19 protein-coding genes are annotated in these 17,014 nt (G+C 70.1%); 8 read left to right on the top strand and 11 right to left on the bottom strand.

Annotated features, from left to right (window positions below; translation table 11 throughout):
• The 3 genes from ispF to carD are packed head-to-tail and all read right to left on the bottom strand — an operon-like array spanning position 1 to position 1,712.
• Positions 1–477: a 2-C-methyl-D-erythritol 2,4-cyclodiphosphate synthase gene (gene ispF / locus OED52_RS02135; protein ID WP_264154552.1), complete on the bottom strand. Its 477-nt coding sequence runs from the start codon at positions 475–477 to the stop codon at positions 1–3.
• Between the two features lie 5 nt (positions 478–482).
• Entirely contained in the window at positions 483–1,190 is a 708-nt protein-coding gene (gene ispD / locus OED52_RS02130; protein WP_264153062.1) for a 2-C-methyl-D-erythritol 4-phosphate cytidylyltransferase, read from the bottom strand.
• Positions 1,191–1,223: 33 nt separating this feature from the next.
• Positions 1,224–1,712 (bottom strand): RNA polymerase-binding transcription factor CarD, encoded by a 489-nt coding sequence (carD, locus tag OED52_RS02125; protein WP_006550486.1) that lies wholly within the window; start codon positions 1,710–1,712, stop codon positions 1,224–1,226.
• Positions 1,713–1,989: 277 nt separating this feature from the next.
• Here carD and OED52_RS02120 point away from each other — a divergent pair, with 277 nt between their 5' ends.
• A complete protein-coding gene (locus OED52_RS02120; protein ID WP_264153061.1) occupies positions 1,990–2,619 on the top strand; it encodes a copper chaperone PCu(A)C in 630 nt (209 codons plus the stop codon).
• 210 nt (positions 2,620–2,829) lie between these two features.
• Positions 2,830–4,218 carry a DNA repair protein RadA gene (gene radA, locus OED52_RS02115; RefSeq protein WP_264153060.1) on the top strand — a complete coding sequence of 463 codons (1,389 nt, stop codon included), beginning with the start codon at positions 2,830–2,832 and terminating at the stop codon, positions 4,216–4,218.
• 36 nt (positions 4,219–4,254) lie between these two features.
• On the opposite strand, the gene OED52_RS02110 is transcribed toward radA, so the two are convergent.
• The gene (locus OED52_RS02110) at positions 4,255–4,818 is read right to left on the bottom strand and encodes a PaaI family thioesterase (RefSeq protein WP_264153059.1); all 564 of its coding nucleotides are present in this window, start codon (positions 4,816–4,818) and stop codon (positions 4,255–4,257) included.
• Positions 4,819–4,913: 95 nt separating this feature from the next.
• Between OED52_RS02110 and disA the strand changes: the two genes are divergently transcribed.
• The gene (gene disA, locus OED52_RS02105) at positions 4,914–5,996 is read left to right on the top strand and encodes a DNA integrity scanning diadenylate cyclase DisA (RefSeq protein ID WP_264153058.1); all 1,083 of its coding nucleotides are present in this window, start codon (positions 4,914–4,916) and stop codon (positions 5,994–5,996) included.
• 49 nt (positions 5,997–6,045) lie between these two features.
• On the opposite strand, the gene OED52_RS02100 is transcribed toward disA, so the two are convergent.
• Entirely contained in the window at positions 6,046–6,798 is a 753-nt protein-coding gene (locus OED52_RS02100; protein ID WP_264153057.1) for a hypothetical protein, read from the bottom strand.
• Positions 6,799–6,880: 82 nt separating this feature from the next.
• Positions 6,881–7,528 carry a carbonic anhydrase gene (locus tag OED52_RS02095; protein WP_264153056.1) on the bottom strand — a complete coding sequence of 216 codons (648 nt, stop codon included), beginning with the start codon at positions 7,526–7,528 and terminating at the stop codon, positions 6,881–6,883.
• A gap of 98 nt (positions 7,529–7,626) precedes the next feature.
• Between OED52_RS02095 and OED52_RS02090 the strand changes: the two genes are divergently transcribed.
• The gene (locus tag OED52_RS02090) at positions 7,627–8,511 is read left to right on the top strand and encodes an HhH-GPD family protein (protein WP_264153055.1); all 885 of its coding nucleotides are present in this window, start codon (positions 7,627–7,629) and stop codon (positions 8,509–8,511) included.
• A 25-nt stretch (positions 8,512–8,536) separates the two neighbouring features.
• Here OED52_RS02090 and OED52_RS02085 read toward each other — a convergent pair whose 3' ends face one another.
• Complete coding sequence (locus OED52_RS02085; RefSeq protein WP_264153054.1) at positions 8,537–9,277, bottom strand: alpha/beta fold hydrolase; 741 nt, start codon at positions 9,275–9,277, stop codon at positions 8,537–8,539.
• 33 nt (positions 9,278–9,310) lie between these two features.
• On the opposite strand from OED52_RS02085, the gene mhuD reads away from it, so the two are divergent.
• Complete coding sequence (gene mhuD / locus OED52_RS02080) at positions 9,311–9,616, top strand: mycobilin-forming heme oxygenase MhuD (RefSeq protein WP_264153053.1); 306 nt, start codon at positions 9,311–9,313, stop codon at positions 9,614–9,616.
• Between the two features lies 1 nt (position 9,617).
• Positions 9,618–10,148, top strand: a complete 531-nt coding sequence (locus OED52_RS02075) for a DUF1990 family protein (RefSeq protein WP_264153052.1) — start codon at positions 9,618–9,620, stop codon at positions 10,146–10,148.
• Here OED52_RS02075 and OED52_RS02070 read toward each other — a convergent pair.
• From OED52_RS02070 to OED52_RS02060, 3 genes are all read right to left on the bottom strand, one after another.
• On the bottom strand, positions 10,138–10,824 hold the full coding sequence (locus tag OED52_RS02070; protein ID WP_264153051.1) for a DsbA family oxidoreductase: 687 nt from the start codon (positions 10,822–10,824) through the stop codon (positions 10,138–10,140). The two genes, OED52_RS02075 and OED52_RS02070, sit on opposite strands and share 11 nt — an antisense overlap.
• Before the next feature lie 63 nt (positions 10,825–10,887).
• The gene (locus OED52_RS02065; protein WP_264153050.1) at positions 10,888–11,328 is read right to left on the bottom strand and encodes an OsmC family protein; all 441 of its coding nucleotides are present in this window, start codon (positions 11,326–11,328) and stop codon (positions 10,888–10,890) included.
• Positions 11,329–11,427: 99 nt separating this feature from the next.
• On the bottom strand, positions 11,428–12,744 hold the full coding sequence (locus OED52_RS02060; protein ID WP_264153049.1) for an oxygenase MpaB family protein: 1,317 nt from the start codon (positions 12,742–12,744) through the stop codon (positions 11,428–11,430).
• A gap of 113 nt (positions 12,745–12,857) precedes the next feature.
• Between OED52_RS02060 and OED52_RS02055 the strand changes: the two genes are divergently transcribed.
• Positions 12,858–13,484 carry a TetR/AcrR family transcriptional regulator gene (locus tag OED52_RS02055; protein WP_264153048.1) on the top strand — a complete coding sequence of 209 codons (627 nt, stop codon included), beginning with the start codon at positions 12,858–12,860 and terminating at the stop codon, positions 13,482–13,484.
• A 59-nt stretch (positions 13,485–13,543) separates the two neighbouring features.
• Positions 13,544–14,137, top strand: a complete 594-nt coding sequence (locus OED52_RS02050; RefSeq protein WP_413247741.1) for a TIGR03086 family metal-binding protein — start codon at positions 13,544–13,546, stop codon at positions 14,135–14,137.
• 58 nt (positions 14,138–14,195) lie between these two features.
• Here OED52_RS02050 and OED52_RS02045 read toward each other — a convergent pair whose 3' ends face one another.
• Complete coding sequence (locus OED52_RS02045) at positions 14,196–16,739, bottom strand: ATP-dependent Clp protease ATP-binding subunit (RefSeq protein ID WP_264153046.1); 2,544 nt, start codon at positions 16,737–16,739, stop codon at positions 14,196–14,198.
• Positions 16,740–17,014: the final 275 nt, after the last annotated feature.

Here is a 17,014-nt window from a genome sequence, read left to right as displayed (position 1 = left end):
CTACCGCTCGTCGTTCCGGGCCAGGACCAGTGCGGTCGCTACCGCCGCGACACCTTCGCCGCGGCCGGTGAGGCCGAGACCGTCCGTGGTGGTCGCCGAGACCGAGACCGGTCCGCCGAGCGCCTCGGACAGCACCGCCTGCGCCTCCGCGCGGCGCGGGCCGATCTTGGGCCGGTTGCCGATCACCTGCACGGCAGCGTTCCCGACGACCCAGCCGGCCTCGGCGAGCAGCCGCCGCACCTCCTCGAGCATCGCGACGCCGGAGGCACCGGCCATCTCGGGGCGGTCGGTGCCGAAGACGGCGCCGAGGTCGCCGAGACCGGCGGCCGAGAGGACGGCGTCGCAGAGGGCGTGCGCGGCGACGTCGCCGTCGGAGTGCCCGGCACAGCCGTCGGCGTCCTCGAAGAGCAGACCGGCCATCCAGCAGGGCCGGCCGGCCTCGATCGGATGCACGTCCGTTCCTATACCGACACGCACGTCGCTCACTCCTCCTTCTCGCTTCGGTCGACCGCCGCGAGCAGGGCACGCGCCAGGACCAGGTCCAACGGGGTGGTGATCTTGAAAGCGAGAGGGTCGCCCGCCACCGTGGACACCCGCTCGCCGAGCCGCTCCACGAGACCGGCGTCGTCGGTGGCGTCGGCCGCGTCCCGATTGGCCCGGGCCAGCAGGTCGACGTCGAAACCCTGCGGGGTCTGCACGGCCCGCAGGCTCGCGCGGTCGGGCGTGCCCGTCACGGTGCCGTCGGCGTCGACGCTCTTGATGGTGTCGGCGACGGGGAGGACGGGGATCACGGCGTCGCTGCCGTCCCGCAGCGCCGCGACCACCCGGACGAACAGGCCCGGCGGGGTGAGCGCGCGGGCCGCGTCGTGGACGAGCACGAAGCGGGCGCCGGTCGCCGCGGCGAGCCCGGCCCGCACCGAATCGGCGCGTTCGGCTCCGCCCGCGACCACGACGACGCGCCCGACCCGGGAGGGACCGACGAGGCGAGCGGGAGGGGTGGAGGCCAGTTCGGGTGGGGCGACCACGACGACGCGGTCGACCACACCGGAGTCGAGCATCGCCTCGACCGAGCGGTCGAGCATCGTGCGTCCGTCGAGTTCCACGAATGCCTTGGGGAGCTGTTCCCCCAGGCGAACACCACGGCCGGCCGCCGGAACGATTCCGACGACCGGCCCGTTGCGATCGTTCATGTGCAGTTTGCCGAGTGTCTCGTGCGCCGCTGATCAGGACGCGGCAGCGAGAACCTCGTCGAGCATGGTCTCCGCCTTGACGTCGTCCGTGCCCTCGGCGAGCGCGAGCTCACCGACGAGAATCTGACGTGCCTTGGCGAGCATCCGCTTCTCACCGGCGGACAGGCCGCGGTCCTGTTCCCGGCGCCACAGATCACGGACGACCTCCGCGACCTTGTTCACATCACCGGAGGCCAGCTTCTCGAGGTTGGCCTTGTACCGCCGCGACCAGTTGGTGGGTTCTTCCGTATGCGGTGCACGCAGCACCTGGAAAACCTTGTCGAGGCCTTCCTGTCCCACGACGTCGCGAACTCCGACGTATTCCGCGTTCTCTGCAGGTACCCGGACCGTCAGGTCGCCCTGCGCGACTTTCAGAACCAGATATTCCTTCTGCTCACCCTTGATGGTGCGCGTTTCGATAGCTTCGATCAGCGCCGCACCGTGATGGGGGTATACGACGGTGTCTCCGACCTTGAAAATCATGTGTCCCGTGCCCCTTTCGATTCTCCCAGTTTAACACGTGATCACCTCGGCCTCGCGTCAACGGTGCAGGTCAGGGGCATCGACGGCTGAGTGGAGGGCTTGACAGGCAGCTTGTTCCATGCTTCGTGTGACGTGCGACACAGAACCTCTGCGAGGGACTTCCGTTCCGGGCCCGAAGACACGAATCGGCCCGATATCCGGCCCCGGCGCACACGGCGCCCACCCGAACTACTACTCTGCCTAGTGGATTGCGAGCCTTACTCGAGTGGAGGAACCCGTGACTGCTCTCAAAGCGCCGACTCGCCGAGTCGCGTCTGCTCTCGCCCTGGCCGCGGGGGCATCGCTCATGCTGTCCGCGTGCGGCGCGGGGCAGATCAGCCAGACGGCCACGCAGGTCGCGGCCATCAACGGCATGAACACCGATGCCGGCAACCTCTCGCTGCGCAACGTCCGGATCCTCTACCCGAACTCCGAGGAGTACCGCATCGAGCCCGGCGGCACCGCCCAGCTCGGCTTCACGATCGTCAACGAGGATCCCTACGTCGCCGACCGGCTGACCGGCATCTCCACGGACTTCGCCGCCTCGGTCACGGGTGCGCGCCTCGAGATCCCCGCGCAGTCCTCCGTCGTCGCCGGTGTCGACGAGGCCACCACGGCCCTCATCGAGGACGCCGAGGAGGAGCCGAGCTCCGACAGCACCGAGGAGACCCCCACGCCGGTCCCCGCGTCGGTTGCCAACAACGTCGAGCTCGTGAACCTCTCCGAGGGTGTCCGCCCCGGCCTCACGATCCCCGTCACCTTCACCTTCGAGGAAGCCGGCGACGTGACCATCCAGGTCCCGGTCGACGCCGGCCCGGAACTGCCCCGCAGCGAGGCCTCCATCCTCGTCGAGGGCGAGGGTCACTGATCCGACCCGGATCGAAGGTCACCGACCCGGATCGAAGGTCACCGACCCGGATCGAAGGTCACTGATCCGACCCGGATCGAGGGTCACCGATCCGGAGGATTCCGGACATCGAACGTGAGAGACCCGGCCGAGCATCGCTCGGCCGGGTCTCTCGTTCGTTCTGCACCGTCGTTCCCCGCTGCTGTCGGTGGGAGCCTCTATTCTCCGGCCGTGGCCAAGACCAAGACCCTCTACCGCTGTTCCGACTGCTCGCACACCGTCGCCAAGTGGGTGGGGCGGTGCCCCGAGTGCGGGACCTGGGGGTCCATGGACGAGGCCCCCGTCCAGCCGGTGGCCGTCGCCTCTCGCGCCGGCACGTCGCTGGCGCGGGCCGGGGCCGCCGCCGTGCTGCCGAGCACCCCGGCCACTCCCCTGTCGCAGATCGACGGCAAGGCCACCCACGCCAAGCCGACGGGCATCTCGGAACTCGACCGGGTGCTCGGCGGCGGTGTGGTCCCCGGCTCCGTGGTCCTGCTGGCCGGTGAACCCGGCGTCGGCAAGTCGACGCTGCTGCTCGAGGTCGTCCACCGGTGGGCGCTGCGCGGCGAGGCCGATCGCGCCCTCTACGTCACGGGTGAGGAGTCGGCCGGGCAGGTGCGTCTGCGCGCCGACCGCACCGGCGCCGTGCACGACCGGGTCTATCTCGCCGCCGAGAACGACCTCGCGACGATCTTCGGGCACGTCGAGCAGGTGAAGCCGACGCTGCTCGTCGTCGACTCGGTACAGACCATGCTCGCCGCCGACGTCGAGGGCGTCACCGGCGGTGTCACCCAGGTGCGGGCGGTGACCAGCGCCCTGACCTCCCTCGCCAAGTCGAGCGGAATCCCGGTGCTGCTCGTCGGCCACGTCACCAAGGACGGCGCGGTCGCCGGTCCGCGTTCGCTCGAGCATCTCGTCGACGTGGTGCTGCACTTCGAGGGCGACAAGCACTCCACGCTGCGCATGATCCGCGGCGTGAAGAACCGTTTCGGGGCGGCCGACGAGGTGGGCTGTTTCGAGCTGGTGGAGGACGGCATCGTCGGCGTCAGCGACCCGTCGGGGCTGTTCCTGCAGCACCGCGACGAGGCCGTCCCCGGCACCGCGGTCACCGTCACGATGGACGGCAAGCGGCCCCTGCTCGGCGAACTGCAGGCGCTGGTCGTGCCCACCCACAATCCGTCACCGCGACGCGCGGTGAGCGGCCTCGACTCGGCGCGGGTCGCGATGGTCCTCGCGGTGCTCGAGCGGCGCTGTGGCCTCGGCCGCCTCGGCAACTGCGACGTCTACGCCTCCACCGTGGGGGGCATGCGGATCACCGACCCGTCCGCCGACCTCGCGCTGGCGCTGGCCGTCGCGTCGGCGGTCCGCGACCGGCCCGTTCCGGCGGGCACGGTGCTGCTCGGTGAGGTCGGTCTCGCCGGGGAGGTCCGGCGCGTCACGGGTGCGGGCCGGCGGCTGGCGGAGGCGCACCGCCTCGGCTTCGACCGGGGTGTGGTGCCGCGCGACGTCGACGGCGCCCCCAAGGGCATGAAGACCTTCGAGGTGTCGAACCTCGCCCAGGCCCTGTCGACGCTGAGCTGAGGTGCCTGCCGTAAGGCTGGGCCGAGGTGCCTGCCGTCAGAAGGCGGAGACGTCCCGATCGGGGCCGGGCAGGCCGTCGGCGAACCTGCGGCCCTTCTCGAAGTGCTCGTGACCGACCGTGACGAACAGGCCGGACGAGGAAGCCACCACGACCTCCGGATCGGCGAGCGGGCCGTCGACGATGCGGGCGTCGGCGCTGGTGTAGACCTTGCGGCGGACCGTGCCCTCGACGCGCGCGCGGATCTCGAGGACCGAGCCGAGCGGGATCGGGCGGGCGAAGTCGGTCTCGAAGTGGCCGGTGACCACGGCGGCCCGCAGCGCCGCGCTACACGCCATGCCCTGGGCCTCGTCGAAGGCGGTCATGAGGATGCCGCCGTGGATGAAGCCCGGGCCGCCCTGGAACCGGTTGGCGACCTCGAGCCGGCCGATCACCTCGAGCCCCTCCCCGATGACGAAGTCCATCTTCAGGCCCGACGGCTGGTCGTCGCCGCAGCCGAAGCACCGGCCCCAGTGCTGCGGGATCGGCGCACCCGGACCTGGATGGTCGGCCGGCAGTTCGGGAACGACGAGGTCGTCGGGCAGGGTCCAGGTGCTGCTCATGAGCAAGTAATGTAGTTGCGCGGTCCGCGGCGTCGTTCCGGACTCCGTGCATTTGTGACGACGACCGCAGGCGGCACACGGAAGGGATTTCGCAGATGACCGAGTCGGCGCCGGCCTCGACGCTGAGCGAGACCATCGCTCGCCTGGCGCCCGGCACCGCGTTGCGCGACGGTCTCGAGCGGATCCTCCGCGGACGCACGGGCGGGTTGATCGTGCTCGGTTTCGACGAGAAGGTCGCCGCACTGTGCGACGGCGGTTTCGAACTGGACGTCGAGTTCGCCCCCACCCGGCTGCGCGAGCTGTCGAAGATGGACGGCGCCGTCGTGGTGTCCACCGACGGCAGCCGGATCGTGCGGGCCAACGTGCAGCTCGTGCCCGATCCGAGCATCCCCACCGTCGAGTCCGGCACCCGCCACCGCGCCGCCGAACGCACCGCCATCCAGACCGGCTACCCGGTGGTGTCGGTGAGCCAGTCGATGAGCATCGTCAGCGTGTACGTGGACGGCCGCCGGCACGTCATCAACGACTCAGCAACGATCCTGTCCCGCGCCAACCAGGCCGTGGCGACCCTCGAGCGCTACAAGGCGCGACTCGACGAGGTGACCCGCCAGCTCTCCGTGGTCGAGATCGAGGACATCGTCACCCTGCGCGACGCGCTGACGGTGGCGCAGCGGCTGGAGATGATGCACCGGCTGTCGGTGGAGATCGAGCAGGACGTGCTCGAGCTCGGCACCGACGGACGTCAGCTGGCGTTGCAACTCGAGGAACTGGTAGGCGACAACCAGCTCGCCCGCCAGCTCATCGTTCGCGACTATCTCGCCGGCGAGCAGCCTCCCTCGGCCCAGGACGTCGACCAGGCGCTGGAGCGGTTGGCGGGACTGACGGACGTCGACCTGCTCGACCTGACCGCCCTGGCCCGTGCCTTCGGGTACTCCGGCACCATCGAGGCCCTCGACACCTCGATGAGCCCCCGCGGCTACCGCGTGCTGCACCGGGTGCCGCGCCTGCAGACCCGGCAGATCGATCGGCTGGTCGCGGCGTTCGGCACCCTGCAGGGACTGCTCGCGGCCACCGCCGCCGACCTGCAAGCAGTGGAGGGGATCGGGGCGTTGTGGGCCCGCTACATCCGTGAGGGACTGTCGCGGCTGGCCGAGGCCGCAATCAACCACTACGACTGAACGCCCACCCGGGGAACCGGATGGGCGTTCGTCGAGGAACCGTGACCGCTCAGGGAACGATGTTGAAGGGCTCGGGGGCGCTGCGCACACCACCGAGCTGCCCGACCACCGTGTAGGCGCCCGGCCCCACCGGCTCGCGCGGCGTCTCGCAGCCCGGCTCGGAGGTCGTCGCCGACCACTTCACCGAGTACGCGGCCTGATCGCCGGGCGCGAGCGAACGCACATCGGCGGTCGACTCCGGGAAGCAGTCGGTGTTCGCCCACAGCCGCTGGTTGCCGTCGAGGGTGTAGACGAGCACCTGCTGCAGACCGGCACCGAGATCGCGCTCGCACTGCGTTGTGCCGATGTTGGTGATGACGATCGTGAACTCCGGCTCGGATCCGACCTTGTAGTTCGGCTCCTCGGAGGTCACCCGCACCGCGAGCGACTGGTCGGGGCACTGCCCCGGCAGCACCGGGGCGGGGGCCGCAGCCGTGGTGGTCGCGGGCGCGCTCGAGCTGCCGCCGGACGCGCTCGCCCCGGACGAGGACGACGAGCCGCCGGAGCCCTGCGACCCACCCGACGCGCCGCCCCCGTCGCGGGTGCTGCTCGCGGACGCCGCGTCGGCCGAGGCGTCGGCGGTCGTGGTCGTCGCGGAGGTGCTCACCTCCGCGGCCGTGGGCTCGGGCTCGGCCTCGTCGCCGCCGGTCAGCGACACGACGAGCCAGATGACCAACGCCAGCACGACCACGGCGACGCCGAGCGCGAGAACGCGTCGTCGCCAGTAGATCTCGGGGGGCAGCGGGCCGGTCGGTTCAAGCACGCCCCCCACGGTATGTGGCGTGGGGCGTGCTCTGCCACACCACCGTCGGCGTGTCGCTGTCGGTGGTGCTCACACCGCCCTACTAGGCGACCTCGGTGACCTCTCCGACCTCACCGATGCCGATGTCACCGATGTGGCTCTGCAGGGTCACACGGCCGTCCTCGAGCTTGTAGGTCACGCCCACAATGGCGCAGCGGCCGGCGGCGATGCGGTCGGTGATGATGCGCGAGCGGTCGGTGAGCAGCTTGCCCGTCTCGATGACGTGGCGGCCCTCGAGCTCGTCGACGGTGGCCAGACCCTCGGCGCGGCCGAGGAGGATCGACGGCGCCACGCGCTCGACGACGCTTCGGATGTGCCCGCCCGGCACGACGCCCTTGTCGAGAGCGCTGATCGTCGAGGCGACGGCGCCGCAGCTGTCGTGACCGAGGATCACGATGAGCGGGACGTTGAGAATGTCGACGGCGTACTCGATGGAACCGAGCACGGAGCTGTCGATGACGTGACCCGCGGTTCGGACGACGAACATGTCGCCGAGGCCCTGATCGAAGATGATCTCTGCGGCCACCCGGGAGTCACCGCAGCCGAACAGGACCGCAGTGGGGTGCTGACCGTTGACCAGTTCGGCGCGACGGTCGATCCCCTGGCTCGGATGCAGCGGGGTACCGCTGACGAAGCGCTGGTTACCCTCGGTGAGAGCTTTCCAGGCATTGATGGGATTCGAGTTCGGCATGCGTACATTATTCACCTGCACGGATGCCGGTGTTCGAGCGGCATCTCCCGGTGGGAAGTTTGTACGGATTCACACGACCCGAGGGAAAGAGACGAGACATGCCGGTTGATGCACCGTCGTTGTTGCGCTGGTACGCCGCCGAGGCGCGCGACCTGCCGTGGCGACGCGACGGGGTGACCGGCTGGCAGATCCTCATGTCCGAGGTCATGCTGCAGCAGACACCGGTGGCCCGGGTCGCCCCGATCTGGGAGGAATGGGTGCGCCGGTGGCCGGTCCCGTCGGCGATGGCCGCCTCCAGCCAGGCCGAGGTGCTGCGGGCGTGGGGGAAGCTCGGCTATCCGCGCCGCGCGCTGCGCCTGCACGAGTGCGCCGGTGTCCTCGCCGCCGAGCACGACGACCGGGTGCCCGAGGACGTCGACGTGCTGCTCTCCCTGCCTGGCATCGGCGCGTACACCGCGCGGGCGGTGGCGTGTTTCGCGTACGGGCAGCGGGTGCCGGTGGTGGACACGAATGTGCGGCGGGTCGTCGCCCGTGCCGTGCACGGCCGGGCCGAGCCCGGAAATCCTTCGACCAAGCGCGATCTCGCCGACGTCGAGGAACTCCTCCCCCGCCCCCGCGCGCGGGCGGCGACCTTCTCGGCGGCGTTGATGGAGCTCGGCGCGACCGTGTGCACCGCGCGCACCCCCGACTGTGGGCGTTGTCCGTTGCCCGAGTGTGCGTGGGTGGAGGCCGGCCGGCCGGCCCACGACGGGCCGCCGCGGCGGGTGCAGAAGTTCGCGGGCACCGATCGGCAGGTGCGGGGCAAGTTGATGGCGGTGCTGCGCGAGAGCGACACCCCGGTGGAGCGTCCCGTCCTCGACAGCGTGTGGACGACGGATCCGGGTCAGCGCGACCGCGCGTTGCACTCGCTGCTGGTGGACGGGCTCGTCGAGCAGACCGACGACGGCCGGTTCGCCCTCGCCGGGGAGGGCTCGACCTCCTGAAACGGGTGGATCGGCGGCGGGTGGGTCAGCGGTCCAGGCCGGTCAGGAACTTCTCGACCAGCACGCGGTAGTCGTCGGGCCGGTCGTCGTGCACGAGGTGCCCGGCGCCCTCGACGCGGGCGTACTCGGTGCCGGGGCGCGTCGCCATCCGCCGCATCTGCCCCTCCGGGGTGATGGTGAACTCCCCCTCGATGAGCAGGGCCGGCACCCGGACGGCGTTCCACTCGTCCCAGAAGTGCCGCGTCCCCCACTCCTCGGAGATGTCGCGGAAGGTCGCGACGTCGCCGTGCAGGTACCAGCCGTCGTCGCGGCGGGTGAACGAGTCGAGGAAGTAGCGGCCCGCGACGAGACCGAAGAAGTCGAGCACCGCGTCCTCGCTGGGGAACGGCTGCGGCCACTGGGAGACCATCGCGGCCCAGTCCGCCGCCGTGCGGCCCCGGAAGTCGGGGGCCATGTCCTCGAGGACCAGCGCGGCGACCCGATCGGGGTGTGCGGCGGCGAAGCACCAGGCGTGCAGGGCACCCATCGAGTGCCCGATCACCACGAGCGGTTCGGTGATCGGGTCGAGGTGCGCGGCGAGATCGGCGACGAATGCCTCGGTGGTGAGTTCGGCCGGGGCGGGTCGTCCGTGACCGGCCGCGTCGAAGGTGTACACGTGGCCGTGTCCGCGTAGCCATCCCACGTGTCGACCCCAGGTGCGGGCACTGCCCATGAGGCCGTGCAACAGCAGGATGGGCCGCCCGGTTCCGCCCTCGTCGTGCAACACAATGGATCAAGTTAGCGGAGTAGTCTCTCGCGCATGGCAGTCGTGAAGATCAATGCAATCGAGGTTCCCGAAGGCGCAGGCCCCGAGCTGGAGAAGCGGTTCGCCAATCGTGCGCACACCGTCGACAACTCCCCCGGCTTCCTGGGTTTCCAGCTGCTCCGTCCCACGGCCGGTGAGAACCGGTACTTCGTCGTGACGCAGTGGGAGTCCGAGGAGGCCTTCGCCGCGTGGCGAGACGGCGATGCCCGCGCCGCCCACGCGGGCGAGGCGAAGAAGCCCGTCGCGACCGGCGCGTCGCTGCTCGAGTTCGAGGTCGTCCTCGACGTCAAGAAGTCCTGAGATGCCCGCGTCCGGTCGTCCCGGACGCGATCCCACCTATCCGGAGGTGGGTGCGAGCCTGCGGGCCTGTCTGGACGGGTCACCGCTCCCCTCCGGATACCGGCATCTGCACATCCGGGAAGAGCTGGGACGCGGCGACCGTGTGTTCGAGGTCGCCGCGACCCGCTTGTTCTCCTGGCAGATGCACCGCGCCGCGGGGATCGCGGTACCGGACGCCACTCCCTCCGCCGCCCCCGGCGTCGAGGTGCTGCTCGGTTTCGGGATCGGCCCGGTGCGTGCGACGGCGGGGTGCCGGGTGCTCGAGGTCGTCGACGACGAGGGCCGGCGCGGCTTCACCTACGGCACACTGCCGGGACATCCCGAGTGCGGCGAGGAGACCTTCCTCGTCGAACACGCCGGCGACGGCCGGGTGACCGGCACGGTGATCGCCTTCTCCCGCCCGGCCCGCTGGTACACCCGGCTCGCCGGTCCTGTCGGGCACCTGCTGCAGCGCCGGATCGCGCGGCGCTATCTGGACGCGCTCAGACGCTGACCGTCACGTCGTCGACCGCGCGGCGGAGGAAGCGCAGGAACACCTCGGGTGTCTGCGCACCGGATACCGCGACGGCCCGGTTCGCCACGAAGAACGGCACTCCCTGGACGCCGAGTTCCCGCGCCGCGAGCAGATCGGCGGCAACGGCGTCGGCCGCGGCCTCGCCGGCGGGATCGTCCCCTTCGAGGGCCGCGCGCGTCCACTCCGGATCCATTCCCGCCTCGGACGCGATCCGCACCAGGACGTCGCGGTCGTCGACGACTTCCCCGTCGACGAAGTGCGCGCGGAACAGGGCCTCGAGGACCGCGTCGCGCCGGTCGCCGGCCAGGTGCGACAGGCGGTGCGCGTCGAAGGTGTTGGCGGAGACGACGGTGTCGAAGTCGATGTCGATGCCGACCGCGGCGGCGGTGTCGGAGACCTGCGCGAACATCTGCCGGACCTGCTCGGCCGGCATGCCCTTCATCGCGACGAGCGCTTCGATCTCGGGGACGCGCCGCCCCGCCGGGGTGTCGGGCGAGAGCTGGTACGACCTCCAGGTCACCTCCACCCGCGCGCGGTCGTCGAAGGCGTCGAGGGCCTCCGCGAACCGGCGCTTGCCGATGTAGCACCAGGGGCAGGCGATGTCGGACCAGACCTCGATGTGTGCGGTGGGAAGAAGTTCGTCGGGCATGCTCATACCCCGATCCAACCCTCTCCCGCGCGACCCTGTTCCCTTCTCCCGCCTCGTGGGAGTGCCTTCTCAGCTCTCGAGAGCGGCGTCGAGGGTGATCTCCACGCCGGTGAGGGCCTTGTTCACCGGGCAGCTCGCCTTGGCGTCCTGCGCGGCCTTGGTGAAGCCGTCCGCGTCGAGCCCTTCGACCTCACCGCGCACCTTCAGCGCGATTCCGGTGAGCCGGAAGCCGCCCGCCGGGTCGGGTCCGAGTGAGACGTCGGCGGTGACCTCGAGGCTCTGCGGGGTGCCACCGGCCTCGCCGATGAGGGCCGACAGCTGCATCGCGTAGCACGACGAGTGGGCCGCTGCGATCAGTTCCTCGGGGCTCGTCGTGCCGCCCGCGTCGTCGGCGGCGCGCTTCGGGAAGGACACGTCGAAGGTGCCCCGGCCCGAGCTGGTGAGCTCCACCTGTCCGGATCCCTTCTGCAGATCCCCGTTCCAGGCGGTCCTCGCGGTACGTGTAGGCATGACCTCTCCTTCTGCGTTGTGGCAGCAGCGTCATGACCACGTTCGCAGACTCGGCGGTCTGCCGCGGGTGTTCGCGGCAGACCGTTCCCGATGTCCGGATCAGGCGGAGCGGGTGCGCAGTTCGCGGTCGCGTTCCTTGATGGTCTGCACCGCCTCGTCGCGTTCGTAGGGCCGCGTCTGCAGGCGTCGCTTCACCTCCGCGATGCCGCGCATCCGTTCGGTGTGCCCGCGTCGCGCCGCGCGGCGGGCGCCGCCCGGCACGGCGACACTCAGCCGGTCGCGGACGAGATTGCGGGCGAACCACAGCGGATACAGGGCCGCCATCGGGCTCAGGCGCGGAATGCCCACGGCGTCGGAATAACCCGGGCCGAGCGCGAGCCGGGCGAGGTCGGCGTGGAAGTGGTAGTACCCCCAGCTCCGGAGACGGTTCGCGAACCCGGGACCGTCGACGCCGTAGATGCGGGGCACGGCCTTCAGGGCGGCGTCGGTGAGGATCCGGGAGGACTCGTCGGGATCGACCTCCGACCAGGTGGCGAGCCAGATCAGGCGCAGGAGTTCGTCGAGGGAGGTCACCTGGAGTTCGGCGGTGACCCCCATGGTGTGGGCGACGTAGCGGTACAGGTGCACGATGGCGTCCCGTTCGCGGCGCGAGTACCAGTGCCCGGCGGCCATCACCGCGAGGGCGACCCCGGCGATGGGGATCATCGTGACGCAGTAGTGCAGCTGGTTGACCGGGCGGCCGTGGGTGTCGACGTTCCAGTCGTCGACCTGGTCGATGCCGGCGCGGATGAAGGCGTGGACGAGCCGGACCCGGGCGGTGTTCCTGGTGCCCGCCCCGAACCGTTCCATCCCGCCCGGCGCGGTGCAGTCCATCGACCACGCGACCGTCTCCACGATGCGGGCGGCGGCGCGTTTCTCGAGGTCGCCGCCGCGCAGCAGGACGTCGTTGACGCGCGGGGAGACGTAGCTCGCGGGGAAGGCGAGGGCGGTGGTGAAGGCCATGAGGGTGCTCAGCGGCATGCGGGCGATCGCACGCGCGGCGAGGTCGAGCTTGTCGTAGTCCACCCAGTACGGGACGTCGTCGAGGGCGGCGATGAACGCCGCGACCTCGGGGGCGGGATCGTCGACGGTCTCGATGCCGTGTTCGAGGGCCTGCTCGAACTGCGCCCGGATGCGACGCCGGTCGCCGCGGCGCATGGCCGCGACGAGATCGTCGGCCACCGGATCGCACATGTTCGCGAACTTGGCGAAGGACAGGGCCTGCGCGAGGGTGGGCCGTACGGAGTCGCCGGCCAGGAACGACATCGCCAGACGGGGAGCGCCCTCGCCCAGGATCGGTTGCGGCGTGAGGCGGTCCGAGCGGTCGTGCAGGCGGGCGGTCGACGGGGTGCGCACCGGCAGGGAACTGAGCGACACATCTCCTCCTCGGGATCTCGTCCTCCCGACTATGGCACGCGTCACCCCAATTGGTAAACACTTGATTCCGGAATTGATAGATTCCCGATCGTGCGCTGTGCCAGACTCGAACCGTGTCGGAGCCCGAGAACACCCGCGCCTACCGCGGCGTCTCCCCCACCGAACGCCGGACCGAGCGACGGGAACGCCTCAAAGCCGCGGTGCTCGACGTCCTCGCCCAGGAGGGCTGGGCGGGCACGACGGTCCGCAGGGTCGCGGCGAGCGCCGGTGTCGGACCGCGATTCTTCTACGAGAGCTTCACCGACATGAACGACCTCGTCACCACCACCTACGACGAGCTCGGCGCCGAACTGCTGGCCGCCGCGGTCGCGGCGATCGAGGCCGCCCCCGACGACCTGCACGCCCGCGCGCGGGCTGCGGTCGGCGCGATCGTCGGGGCCGTCGAACGCGACCCCCGCAAGGGCCGCTTCCTCATCTCCGACGCCCCGCCGCTGGCCGAACGCAAGAGCGCCTTCATCCGGGCCGCGGCGGACGAACTCGTCGCGCAGAGCGACGCGATCGGCACCCGCCTCGACCACCGTCAGGCGGAACTGTGCGCGATGGTGGTGATGGCCGGCGCCGTCGAACTCGTGCGCGGCTGGCTCGACGGCACCCTCGACATCCGTCCCGACGAACTCACCGAGATCGTGGCGAGCACACTGTCGACGCTCACCACCCACATGCCGCGCATCGGCCGGTGAGTCCGGGAAAGTCCCGACAGCCCGGCACGGCCGGGCGCAGCATGGGATCCGTGACTGCGATGCAACAGGACCCACGTCCCCTCGTCCGCGCCGCCCTCGATCGCGCCCGCCGTATCGTCGGTGGTGTCCGCGCCGACCAGCTGACCGCACCGACACCCTGTCCCGGCTTCGATGTCCGTGCCCTGGCCGGACACCTCGCCTCGACCCTCGAGCGCAGCGCCGCCATCGGCGCCGGGCGCGACCCGCTCACCGTCCCGGAATCCCTCACCGCCCCGGACGACGACTGGCCGGCGGTGCTGGAGACCGCGGCCGAGCACTACTGGCAGGTGTGGGACGACGACGCTCTGCTCGACCGTCCCGTCACCGCACCCTGGGGCACCTTCCCGGGCCGGGTCGCGATGTTCGTGCAGCTCGACGAGCTGCTCGTGCACGGCTGGGACCTCGCCGTCGCCACCGGGCAGGACGCGGAGGCCGACCCGGCGCTCGCCGAGGCGGCACTCGAGGTCATGCGGATCGCGCTACCCGAATCACCGCGGGAGGGCTTCCCGTTCTACCCGCCGGTGCCGCCCGCGCCGGACGCCGGCCCGACCGAGCGGCTGGCGAACTGGGTCGGGCGTGCCTCCGAACCGTGGGTGCGCCGGGACCGCACCTGACCCGAGAACGCCGGAGGGCGGCACCCGTGCGGGTGCCGCCCTCCGTGGATCCGTGGAATCAGCTCGCGTCGGTCTCGCCCTCGGCGGACTTGGCCAGCGCGACCGCCGGGGTGTCGGGCACCTCGGCCGGCTTCTCGCTCGGCGTGAACGTGAAGCGGGCGTTCTCGCCGGAGCCCTCGCCGTCCCAGCCCTCGACGTCCACCAGGACGATGTGGCCGGGGCCGATCTCGCCGAACAGGATCTTCTCGGAGAGCTGATCCTCGATCTCGCGCTGGATCGTGCGGCGCAGCGGGCGAGCGCCGAGCACCGGGTCGAAGCCGCGCTTGGCGAGCAGCGCCTTCGCCTTGTCGGTGAGCTCGATGCCCATGTCCTTGTTCTTCAGCTGCTTCTCCACGCGGCCGATCATCAGGTCGACCATCTGGATGATCTGATCCTGCGTCAGCTGGTGGAAGACGATGATGTCGTCGATGCGGTTGAGGAACTCGGGCCGGAAGTGCTTCTTCAGCTCGTCGTGGACCTTGGCCTTCATCCGCTCGTAGTTCGACTGCGAGCCGGAATCGGCGGAGAAGCCGAGGCCGACGGCCTTCGAGATGTCGGACGTACCGAGGTTCGAGGTGAAGATCAGCACGGTGTTCTTGAAGTCGACCGTGCGGCCCTGACCGTCGGTGAGACGGCCGTCCTCGAGCACCTGCAGGAGGGTGTTGTAGATCTCCTGGTGTGCCTTCTCGATCTCGTCGAACAGCACCACCGAGAACGGCTTGCGGCGCACCTTCTCGGTGAGCTGGCCCCCCTCCTCGTAGCCGACGTAGCCGGGAGGAGCACCGAACAGACGCGACGCGGTGAAGCGGTCGTGGAACTCGCCCATGTCGATCTGGATGAGCGCGTCGTCCTCGCCGAACAGGAAGTTCGCGAGCGCCTTCGACAGCTCCGTCTTACCCACACCGGACGGGCCGGCGAAGATGAACGAACCGGACGGACGCTTCGGGTCCTTCAGGCCGGCCCGCGTACGACGGATCGCCTTGGCGACGGCCTTGACGGCATCCTCCTGGCCGATGATCCGCTTGTGCAGCTCCTCCTCCATGCGGAGCAGACGCGTGGTCTCCTCCTCGGTGAGCTTGAACACCGGGATACCGGTCCAGTTCGCGAGGACCTCGGCGATCTGCTCCTCGTCGACCTCGGCGATGACGTCGAGGTCGCCCGCGCGCCACTGCTTCTCCCGCTCGGCGCGCTGCGCGACGAGCTGCTTCTCCTTGTCGCGCAGGGCCGCGGCCTTCTCGAAGTCCTGCGCGTCGATCGCGGACTCCTTCTCGCGACGGGCGTCGGCGATCTTGTCGTCGAACTCGCGCAGGTCCGGCGGCGCGGTCATGCGGCGGATGCGCATGCGGGCACCGGCCTCGTCGATGAGGTCGATCGCCTTGTCCGGCAGGAAGCGATCGTTGATGTAGCGGTCGGCGAGGGTGGCGGCCGAGACCAGCGCCTTGTCGGTGATGGAGACACGGTGGTGCGCCTCGTACCGGTCGCGCAGGCCCTTGAGGATCTCGATGGTGTGCTCCACCGTCGGCTCCCCGACCTGCACCGGCTGGAAACGACGCTCGAGCGCGGCGTCCTTCTCGATGTACTTGCGGTACTCGTCGAGGGTGGTCGCACCGATGGTCTGCAGCTCACCGCGGGCCAGCTTCGGCTTGAGGATCGACGCGGCGTCGATCGCGCCCTCGGCGGCGCCGGCACCGACGAGCGTGTGCAGCTCGTCGATGAACAGGATGATGTCGCCGCGACTGTTGATCTCCTTGAGGACCTTCTTCAGGCGTTCCTCGAAGTCACCGCGGTAGCGGCTGCCGGCGACGAGCGAGCCCAGGTCGAGCGTGTAGAGCTGCTTGTCCTTGAGGGTCTCGGGGACCTCGCCGTTGACGATGGCCTGCGCGAGGCCCTCGACGACGGCGGTCTTGCCGACACCCGGCTCGCCGATGAGCACCGGGTTGTTCTTGGTGCGGCGGGACAGCACCTGCATGACCCGCTCGATCTCCTTGGCGCGGCCGATGACCGGGTCGAGCTTGCCCTCGAGTGCCGCCTGGGTGAGGTTGCGACCGAACTGGTCCAGGACCAGCGAGGTGGACGGAGTGCCGGTCTCGCCACGGCTGGTGCCGGATTCTGCGGGTTCCTTGCCCTGGTAGCCGGACAGCAGCTGGATGACCTGCTGACGCACCCGGTTGAGATCGGCGCCGAGCTTGACGAGGACCTGAGCGGCCACGCCTTCGCCCTCGCGGATGAGGCCGAGGAGGATGTGCTCCGTGCCGATGTAGTTGTGTCCGAGCTGCAGTGCCTCGCGGAGGCTGAGCTCGAGGACCTTCTTGGCACGGGGAGTGAAGGGGATGTGTCCCGAGGGTGCCTGCTGACCCTGGCCGATGATCTCTTCGACCTGGCTCCGCACACCTTCGAGCGAGATACCCAACGACTCGAGCGACTTCGCCGCCACACCCTCACCCTCGTGGATGAGGCCGAGGAGGATGTGCTCCGTGCCGATGTAGTTGTGGTTGAGCATCCTGGCCTCTTCCTGAGCCAGGACAACGACGCGCCGCGCGCGATCGGTGAACCTTTCGAACATCGCACTCCCTCACACTCTCCGGCTGCAGATCCGGTACGCCGATCGTTCCGAATCCTGCCGCCGCTCTTCGCTCCGGCACTCGAGTCGTTCGTCGGAACCGACGGAGGTTCCAAGCTCCCACTTCTCACTCTAGTGGGCGCGCTACCGACTCGCTTTCCCTCTGCCTCGTGAAAGACGGCGGGAAAACCCGGTCACAAGGGTTAACGCTGCACGTTTCGCATACGTTTCCGCAAGATGTACGCCACGAGCGAACATCACGCCGTCCGCCGTCGGGC

It is taken from the genome of Rhodococcus sp. Z13 (assembly GCF_025837095.1).
In the GTDB taxonomy this organism is placed as follows: domain Bacteria; phylum Actinomycetota; class Actinomycetes; order Mycobacteriales; family Mycobacteriaceae; genus Rhodococcus; species Rhodococcus sacchari.
The sequence above is the reverse complement of the archived record's forward strand: the minus strand, read 5'-3'. Positions and strand labels throughout refer to the sequence as shown.

Bases quoted from the DNA above. Each gene is read 5' to 3' on its own strand.
- OED52_RS02075 (WP_264153052.1), top strand. From the start codon at position 9,618: ATGCCCGCGTCCGGTCGTCCCGGACGCGATCCCACCTATCCGGAGGTG.
- disA (WP_264153058.1), top strand. From the start codon at position 4,914: ATGACCGAGTCGGCGCCGGCCTCGACGCTGAGCGAGACCATCGCTCGC.
- OED52_RS02070 (WP_264153051.1), bottom strand. From the start codon at position 10,824: ATGAGCATGCCCGACGAACTTCTTCCCACCGCACACATCGAGGTCTGG.
- OED52_RS02110 (WP_264153059.1), bottom strand. From the start codon at position 4,818: ATGAGCAGCACCTGGACCCTGCCCGACGACCTCGTCGTTCCCGAACTG.
- OED52_RS02050 (WP_413247741.1), top strand. From the start codon at position 13,544: ATGCAACAGGACCCACGTCCCCTCGTCCGCGCCGCCCTCGATCGCGCC.
- mhuD (WP_264153053.1), top strand. From the start codon at position 9,311: ATGGCAGTCGTGAAGATCAATGCAATCGAGGTTCCCGAAGGCGCAGGC.
- OED52_RS02090 (WP_264153055.1), top strand. From the start codon at position 7,627: ATGCCGGTTGATGCACCGTCGTTGTTGCGCTGGTACGCCGCCGAGGCG.
- OED52_RS02095 (WP_264153056.1), bottom strand. From the start codon at position 7,528: ATGCCGAACTCGAATCCCATCAATGCCTGGAAAGCTCTCACCGAGGGT.
- OED52_RS02045 (WP_264153046.1), bottom strand. From the start codon at position 16,739: ATGTTCGAAAGGTTCACCGATCGCGCGCGGCGCGTCGTTGTCCTGGCT.
- OED52_RS02065 (WP_264153050.1), bottom strand. From the start codon at position 11,328: ATGCCTACACGTACCGCGAGGACCGCCTGGAACGGGGATCTGCAGAAG.
- ispD (WP_264153062.1), bottom strand. From the start codon at position 1,190: ATGAACGATCGCAACGGGCCGGTCGTCGGAATCGTTCCGGCGGCCGGC.
- carD (WP_006550486.1), bottom strand. From the start codon at position 1,712: ATGATTTTCAAGGTCGGAGACACCGTCGTATACCCCCATCACGGTGCG.